The 7,277-nt window shown below is 71.4% G+C and carries 6 protein-coding genes and 3 tRNA genes; 3 read left to right on the top strand and 6 right to left on the bottom strand.

The genetic code is table 11. The annotated features are described in order from the left end of the window. Positions 1-92: 92 nt before the first annotated feature. From IEY93_RS28235 to IEY93_RS28225, 3 genes are read right to left on the bottom strand one after another with little or no spacing between them, the layout of a single operon-like run. Positions 93-1,136 carry a glycosyltransferase family 2 protein gene (locus IEY93_RS28235; RefSeq protein ID WP_189166165.1) on the bottom strand — a complete coding sequence of 348 codons (1,044 nt, stop codon included), beginning with the start codon at positions 1,134-1,136 and terminating at the stop codon, positions 93-95. Positions 1,137-1,139: 3 nt separating this feature from the next. Then, positions 1,140-2,372, bottom strand: coding sequence for a glycosyltransferase (locus tag IEY93_RS28230; RefSeq protein WP_504739351.1), 1,233 nt, complete (start codon positions 2,370-2,372; stop codon positions 1,140-1,142). Further along, complete coding sequence (locus IEY93_RS28225; protein WP_189166163.1) at positions 2,317-3,324, bottom strand: glycosyltransferase family 2 protein; 1,008 nt, start codon at positions 3,322-3,324, stop codon at positions 2,317-2,319. The genes IEY93_RS28230 and IEY93_RS28225 overlap by 56 nt, the downstream gene beginning before the upstream one ends. A 183-nt stretch (positions 3,325-3,507) precedes the next feature. Between IEY93_RS28225 and IEY93_RS28220 the strand changes: the two genes are divergently transcribed. Genes IEY93_RS28220 through IEY93_RS28210 form a run of 3 tightly spaced genes read left to right on the top strand, consistent with a single transcriptional unit; the run spans position 3,508 to position 6,877 of the window. Next, positions 3,508-4,731 (top strand): endonuclease/exonuclease/phosphatase family protein, encoded by a 1,224-nt coding sequence (locus tag IEY93_RS28220; protein ID WP_189166162.1) that lies wholly within the window; start codon positions 3,508-3,510, stop codon positions 4,729-4,731. A gap of 2 nt (positions 4,732-4,733) precedes the next feature. Then, a complete protein-coding gene (locus tag IEY93_RS28215) occupies positions 4,734-5,831 on the top strand; it encodes a glycosyltransferase family A protein (protein WP_189166161.1) in 1,098 nt (365 codons plus the stop codon). Continuing rightward, positions 5,828-6,877, top strand: coding sequence for a lysylphosphatidylglycerol synthase domain-containing protein (locus IEY93_RS28210; RefSeq protein WP_189166160.1), 1,050 nt, complete (start codon positions 5,828-5,830; stop codon positions 6,875-6,877). The genes IEY93_RS28215 and IEY93_RS28210 overlap by 4 nt, the downstream gene beginning before the upstream one ends. Before the next feature lie 87 nt (positions 6,878-6,964). On the opposite strand, the gene IEY93_RS28205 is transcribed toward IEY93_RS28210, so the two are convergent. From IEY93_RS28205 to IEY93_RS28195, 3 genes are all read right to left on the bottom strand, one after another. After that, positions 6,965-7,039: transfer RNA gene (locus IEY93_RS28205), tRNA-Val, on the bottom strand. A gap of 12 nt (positions 7,040-7,051) precedes the next feature. Beyond that, positions 7,052-7,124: transfer RNA gene (locus IEY93_RS28200), tRNA-Gly, on the bottom strand. A 73-nt stretch (positions 7,125-7,197) separates the two neighbouring features. After that, positions 7,198-7,268 (bottom strand) — tRNA-Cys (locus IEY93_RS28195). Positions 7,269-7,277: the final 9 nt, after the last annotated feature.

Raw genomic sequence — 7,277 nt, 5'->3', positions numbered from 1 at the left:
CTTCCCCTTGTGCGCCGTGGCATGGCGAAGCCCCGGACGTGTTCCGCGGGTGCGGGCGTCCGGGGCGGGTTCGGCCGATCGGGAGAGACGGGTCAGGTGGCCGGTTCGCCGGCGGGGGAGGGGCGCAGGTGCAGGTCGGGGTCGTACAGGCGGCGGAACCTGGCGGAGAAGAGCCAGCGCAGGACTCCGGCGGCCACTCCGGCGGCGATGGTCACGTTCACCACGAAGTGCACGGCGCCGTAGTAGAGCAGGAACACCGGTCCGCGCCGGCGCAGCACGAAGCGGTACATGCCGAAGTCCGCGGCGATCGACGCGGCCAGCGCCAGGGCCGGCACCGCCGCGCCGGCCGGGCCGGCCAGGGCCACGAGCGGCAGCGTGGCCAGCGCCGCCAGCGCGGCGAGGCTGCCGCCCGCCCGGTTGGAGGTCTCGAACCCCCGGGCGAAGCGCTTGCGCTGCGCGTACAGCGGCACCCGGGCCCGCCCGCGCTTGTACAGCTTGCGCAGTAGCCCGCCCAGTTTGTCGTCGTGGTCGTGCCGCGAGCGCACCGCGGTGGTGAGCACCATGTCGTACAGCTGGGTGAGCCGGTGGCCGTAGTCGACCTCCTCGGTCTCGCGCAGCCGGGTGTTGAACCGCCCGACCTCGTCGAACACCTTGCGCGGCATCGCCATCAGCGCCGGGAACAGGAACGAGATCGGCCCCTCCGAGCTGGCCGTCCAGTAGTAGTACTGCAGGGCGCGGTACTCCTCGACCAGGCTGTCGCGGATCAGCGGCTCCGGGTCGTGGATGCTGCACACCGCGCCGAGGCGCGGGTCGGCGGCCAGCATGCCCACCGCGACCTCCACCGAGTCGGGGTAGGCGGCCACGTCGGAGTCGGCGAACACCAGGATCTCGCCCCGGGCGTGCTCGACGCCGAGGTTACGCGCGCCGGCCACCCCCAGGTTGCGCTCGGTGCTGATCACCCGGACGCCGAGCCGCCGGGCGACCTCGACCGAGTCGTCGGTGCTGCAGTCGTCCACCACGATCAGCTCGATGGGCCGGTACGTCTGGGCCTGCAGGGCGCGCAGGCACAGCTCCAGCGAGGTGGCGTAGTTGTGGTTCGGCACGATCACCGAGACCAGCGGGGACTCCTCGCCCATCGCTCACACCCCCACCGGAGCCGACGGGCCGGGCACGTCGTAGGTGCGCCGGAACTCGCTGGACAGCAGGCAGTGGGCGGCGCCCACGAACACCGCCACCCCGACGGTGACGTTCACCAGGAAGTGCACCGCGGTGAAGTAGAGGGCGAACGGCAGACCGGCGTAGCGCCGGACGAACCGGTACATGCCGAGGTCGGAGGCGATCGAGCCGAGCAGCAGCGCGACCGGGACGAGTGCCCAGACCGGTCCGAGCAGCACCGGCAACGGCACGGCCAGCACGGCGAACAGCGCGGCGAGCGATCCCCAGCCGCGGCTGCTGTTGGCCGGGCCGCCGTTGAAGTCGGGGCGGCGCAGGTACAGCGGGATGTGCAGGCGCGCGCGGTGGAAGAACTTCGACAGCACCACGCGCAGCCGGTCGTCGTGGTCGTGCCGGCCCCTGATCCGGTTGTCCAGCACGATGCGGTACCCCAGCCGGGTGAGCCGGTGGCCGTACTCGGCGTTCTCGCTGTGCCGCAGCGCCGGGTTGAGCGGGCCGACCTCGTGGAACACCTCCGCGCGCATGGCGAACAGCGCGGAGTAGATCGTGGTGATGTCGCCCTCGTCACCGGAGATCCAGTAGTGCAGCTGCAGGCTGCGGTACCGCTCGACCCGGCTGTCGGGGATCAGCGGCTCGGGGTCGTAGGTGCCGCACACCACACCCAGCGTCGGGTCGGAGGTGAGCAGGTCCACCGCGTGCTCGACGACGTCCTCGGCCAGCGCGAGGTCGGAGTCGAGGAAGAACAGCACCTCGCCCCGCGCGTGCCGCACGCCGACGTTGCGTGCCGCCGGCGCGCCGATGTTGGTGTCGGTGACCACGACCCGCACGCCGTGCCGGTGGGCGATCTGCACCGAGTCGTCGGTGCTCCGGTCGTCGACGACGATCACTTCGATGTCGGGATAGGTCTGCCGTTCCAGCGCGCTCAGGCACAGATCGAGCGTGCGGGCATAGTTGTAGTTCGGCACGATGACCGAGACCAGCGGCCTTCGTTCTTCCATGGTCGATGACCCCTTCCGGGCCGTCTGAACAGTGATGACCGTTGTTGCCGCCGGCTCGCCGGAGGAGGAGGGAGAGGCGGCGCCGCGAGACGCGCGGCGGGGACGAGGGCTGGGCCACCGGACCCGGCCGGCATGCGCGGAGCGCTCAGTCCTGCGCGGCGAGCAGTTCGGCGGGCTTGGCAAGGCGCGACAACGCCGCACGTTGCAGGACGCCGATCGCGCCGCCCAGGGCGCCGGTGAAGGTGACGGCGAGGTGGGCGCCGGTGAAGTAGAGGCCGAACGGAACCCCGCGCCGGGCGAAGGCGAAGCGGTAGGTCTCGCCGTCCAGGGCGATGGCGGCGGCGACGAGGGCGGGGGAGACGGCGGCGCCGAGCCGGCCCGCGACCGCGGGCAGGGCGAGGGCCGGGACCGCGGCGAGCAGCAGGACACCGCCGATCGCGCGGGGCACCGAGTCGCCGGGCGTCTCGCCCTTGCGCCAGTCCATCGCGCTGATCCGCGCGCGGCGGAACACCTTGCGGAGGATGATCCGCATGGTCGGGTCATGGTCCTTGCGGCCGCGGACCGCGTCGCTCAGCTTCACCTCGTGCGACCGGTTGACCCGCACCCGGTAGTCGGAGGAGACGGTCTCGCGCAGGTCGGGGTCGAACGGGCCGACCTCGGCGAACACCTTGGCCGGCACGACGAGCACGGCCGCGTGCAGTTCCAGGGTGGGCCGGTGGGCGGGCATCCACCAGCGGTACATCTGCAGCGCGCGGTACTGCGAGGCCAGGCTCTGCGACAGCAGCGACTCCGGGCGCAGGATGCCGCCCAGGGCGCCGATCTCCGGCCGGGCCTCCAGCGTGCGCACCGCGTTCTCCACGGCGTCGGGGTCCAGGGCGATGTCGGCGTCCAGGAAGAACAGGATGTCGCCGCCGGCGTACTCCGCGCCGAGGTTGCGCGCGGGGGTGGGGCCGCCGTTGACCTCGGTGCGCACCACCTTGGCGCCCATCGACGCGGCGACCTGCGCGGCGTCCTCGGTGCCGCAGTCGTCCACCACGATGACTTCGATGTTCGGGTAGGTCTGCTTCTGTACGGCTGCCAGGCAGAGCCGTAGCACGTCCGACCGGTTGTAGCTGGGGATGATGATCGAGACTAGCGGTTGCTCCCGGCTCATTATGTGCTCCATGGGCCAGAGGTCCTTGCTGGCGATGCGGACCTCGCGTCCGCTTCAAGGTAGACATCCGGGCTTGTCCCATTCTTGTCGTGCCCGCGGGGCCATTTCGTGAGGGCCGCTGACAAGAAAGCGACAAGATCCTCTCAGTACGTTCGACGCCGGCCGGTCAACGAGGTGGTGCCGATGAGCGACCAGGACGTCGCGACGCAGGAACAGCTCACCAGTCCGCAATCCGAGCCCGCGCGGAGCCGGGCGGCGCGGCTCGGACGTCTCATCCGCCCCCGGCGCCGCTGGTGCCTGGGCACAAAGCTGGTCGTGACCGCCACGGTCGCGTGGGCGCTGTTCGTGGCCGCCCACCTGCTGGCCAGCGGGCGCACCTACCTGTGGGCGCCGCTCGACCTGATCCCGCCGGTGCTGTTCCTGGCGGTCCCGGTGCTGCTGATGGTCGTCGCGCCGCTGGCCCGCCCGGTCCGCTGGCGGATCATGTCGCTGCTGCTGGTCACCGCGGTGCTCAGCGCGGGCCGCAGCGGGATCAACTACGCCACCCTCTGGTACACCCCGCCGCCCGCGCCGCCGGGCGCCATCACCGTGGCGGCCTGGAACACCGAGTTCTGGGACCAGGACTGGCGCACCGCCGAGGGCGACCGCTATTCCCCGGAGTTCTACACCTACCTGCACAAGCTGAACGCCGACATCTACCTGCTGTCGGAGTACCTCTACGTCGACACCGCCGCGGGCGACATGCGGTCTCAGCGGTGGACGGCCGATCTGGCCAAGCGCATCGACAAGCTCGCCGAGCTGCGCCGCGAGTTCCCCGGCTACCACATCGCCTCCTCCGGTGAGCAGATCACGCTCTCGCGGTTCCCGATCGTCGGGCACGGCGGCCTGGACATGCGTCCGTGGCTGCCGGCCAACCAGAAGGAGATCCCCGAGGCGCTGCGGGACTGGACCGAGGGGTACACGGTCGAGACGCTGCGCACCGACATCGACGTCAACGGCAAGGTCGTCTCGTTCTACAACGGCCAGATCTCCCAGCCGCCGCTCGAATGGCGGCTCTACACAGCCGAGTCCCGCGACATCGACGCCAACAGGGAGCTGCGCCGCGAGGCGAGCTACCGGGCGATCAGCGCGGACATCGCGGCCAACCCCAACCCCGCGGTGCTCGCCGGCGACCTGAACACCTCCCCGGCCATGGGGATCCGCCGCCTGCTCCCCGAGCGGCTGGTCGACCGGACTCCGGCGCTCGACTCGCTCTACCCGGCGACCTACCTGGCCGGCACCGCCGAACTGTGGCGGATCGACTGGCTCTACACCACGCCCGAGGTGACCGTGCACGGCTACGAACTGCCCGGCGCCGAGAAACTGTCCGACCACCGGGCCCAGCGCATGGTCCTGTCGGTGAGTTGACGATGAAGGGAACCGATATGCCCGACGTGATGGCCTGGCGGGCGGATGTCGCGGTCATCGTGCCCAACTACAACAAGAAGAAGACCCTGCGAGCGTGCCTGGAATCGGTGTACGCGCAGACCTACCCGGCCGCCGAGGTGATCGTCGTCGACGATGTGAGCACCGACGGCTCGCTGGAGATCGCGCGGGAGTTCCCGTGCACCATCGTCGAGCCGGCCCGCAACCAGGGTCCGGCCGGGGCCCGCAACCTCGGGGTGGCGAGCAGTTCGGCGCCGCTGCTGTTCTTCCTGGACTCCGACACCGCCCTGGCGCCGGACGCGATCTACAACGCCGTCAAGGCGTACCGGGAGACGCCGGACTGCGGGATGGTCCAGGGCATCTACGACATCGAGCCGCTGTACGACGACGGTCCGGTCGAGCGTTACCGGGTGCTGTGCGAGCACTACGAGCGCAGCCAGACCACCGCGACCTTCCTGTCCTGCACGCTGATCCCGCGGGCGGTCTTCGAGGAGACCGGGCGGCTGGACGAGCGGCTGCGCGACGGTGAGGACTTCGAGTTCGGCACCCGGGTCCCGGCGCACTACCGGCTGGTGGTGACCACCTCCGTGGTCACCAGGGCCGATGACGAGGACAAATTCTGGGGCTGCCTGGTGGAGCGGTTCGTCCGGTCCACCACCCTTCCGGTGATCATGGTGCGGGCGCGGCGGCTGCGTGACCAGGGCAAGGTCGGCTTCCAGCTCAACATGATCGGCACCGGCCAGCACAAGCGCCGCAAGCCGCCCCGGGTCTCCTCGATGTCGGCGGCGCTCACCTTCGTCACGCTGCCGCTCGCGCTCGTCAGCCCCTGGCTGCTCGCCGTTCCGGCGGCGACGCTCGCGGTCCACCTGAGCATGAACCGCAGGTTCATCGGATTCGCCCGCCGGTACCGGGGCGTCCGTTTCGCGCTCTGGGTGGCCTGGATGCAGCTGTGCTTCCACACCGCGTTCTTCCTCGGCGCCTGTGTGGGCCTGCTGCGCGTGGCCTACGAGCTGAGCCGGCGGCAGGGGGAGCCGGTCAGGACCGGCCTCGCCCCGGCGCCGTCGGCCGGGGTGCCCGAGTGAGAGCGATCCGGCCTCCCCGGTGGCGGCCGCCCCGGCTGCCGCGCCCGCTGGTCCGGGCGCTGGTCGCCGCGTTCGTGATCGTCGCCGTGGGCGCGGTCGCGGTGACGCTGGCCCGGCTGGACTGGAGCGTCGTCGCGGTCCTGTTCGCCCGGCGCGACCCCGCTCAGATGGCCCTGCTGCTGGGCGGGGCGTTCCTGGCCAGCACGGCGGGGCTGTCGCTGGGGTTCCTGGCCTGGCGGGCCGTGCTCCTGGAGCTCGGCCCGCCGATCAGCGAGCCGCGCGTGGTCCGCATCTTCTTCGTGGGCTTCCTGACCAAGTACGTGCCGGGGAGGGTGCCCGGCATCATCGCCATCACCAAGGTCGCCACGGCCAACGGCGTCACCTTCGCCCGGCTGATCAGTACGGCGGCGCTGGTCATGAGCCTGGTGCTGCTGAGCGGGTTCACCGTGGGGCTGCTCGCCGGCGTGCAGATGCTGGGCGCGCGGGCGGCGTGGCTGGCGGTCGCCGCCGTGCTGGTGGTGGCGGTCCTGGTGCGGCCGCAGCTGATCAACCAGGGCGCCGCGCTGCTGCTGCGGCTGCTGCGCCGGCCCGCCGCCGCCCCGGCCGCCTCGGTGCGCGGCGTGCGGATGGCGGTCGGCTGGCAGAGCCTGTCGTGGGTGGTCACCGGGCTGCACCTGTGGCCGCTGGCCATCGCGATGGGCGCGCCGCCGGGGCGGTCGCTGGCGCTGTGCGTCGGGGCGTTCACCCTGGCCACGACGATCGGCATCGCGGCGGTGTTCATCCCCGACGGGATCGGCGTCCGCGAGGCGGTGCTCACGGCGGCGCTCGCCGTGGTGCTGCCCGCACCGGCCGCCGCGGTGGTGGCCCTGGCCAGCCGCCTGATCTCCACCGTGAGCGAGGTGATCCTCGGCGCGGTGGCCCTGACCGCCGCCGAACTCGCCATCCGCCGGCCCCGCCGCGGAGCAGGGCCCGCCGGCGAGCCGGAGATCGCGCCATCCGCGGGGCACGCCACCGCGCCGCCCGTTGGCCGTCCCGCCGAAGGCTGATCCCGCCGGGTCATGGTTTCCGTCCCGCGGGGCATGGCGAGAGCGGAAAAGAAAGATCCCCAGGCCGCCGGCCTGGGGATCTTCGTCTGGTGGGCGATACTGGGATTGAACCAGTGGCCTCTACCGTGTCAAGGTAGCGCTCTCCCACTGAGCTAATCGCCCTGAATGAACCAGAGCGGACGACGGGATTCGAACCCGCGACCCTCACCTTGGCAAGGTGATGCTCTACCAGCTGAGCCACGTCCGCATGCTCGCCCCGGGCAGGTGCCCGGCGCTGTGTTTCCCACTTTACCGGATCTCGGTGGTGCGAGATCCCGTCGAGGTGGAGACGGGATTTGAACCCGTGTACGCGGCTTTGCAGGCCGCTGCCTCGCCTCTCGGCCACTCCACCAGGATCCTG

The sequence above is a fragment of the Sphaerisporangium melleum genome, assembly GCF_014646695.1.
GTDB classification, from domain to species: Bacteria; Actinomycetota; Actinomycetes; order Streptosporangiales; family Streptosporangiaceae; genus Sphaerisporangium; species Sphaerisporangium melleum.
This window is presented reverse-complemented; position numbering and strand designations above follow the sequence as displayed.

Coding starts and splice junctions, on each gene's coding strand:
- IEY93_RS28225 (WP_189166163.1), bottom strand. CDS start 3,324: ATGAGCCGGGAGCAACCGCTAGTCTCGATCATCATCCCCAGCTACAAC.
- IEY93_RS28220 (WP_189166162.1), top strand. CDS start 3,508: ATGAGCGACCAGGACGTCGCGACGCAGGAACAGCTCACCAGTCCGCAA.
- IEY93_RS28235 (WP_189166165.1), bottom strand. CDS start 1,136: ATGGGCGAGGAGTCCCCGCTGGTCTCGGTGATCGTGCCGAACCACAAC.
- IEY93_RS28215 (WP_189166161.1), top strand. CDS start 4,734: ATGAAGGGAACCGATATGCCCGACGTGATGGCCTGGCGGGCGGATGTC.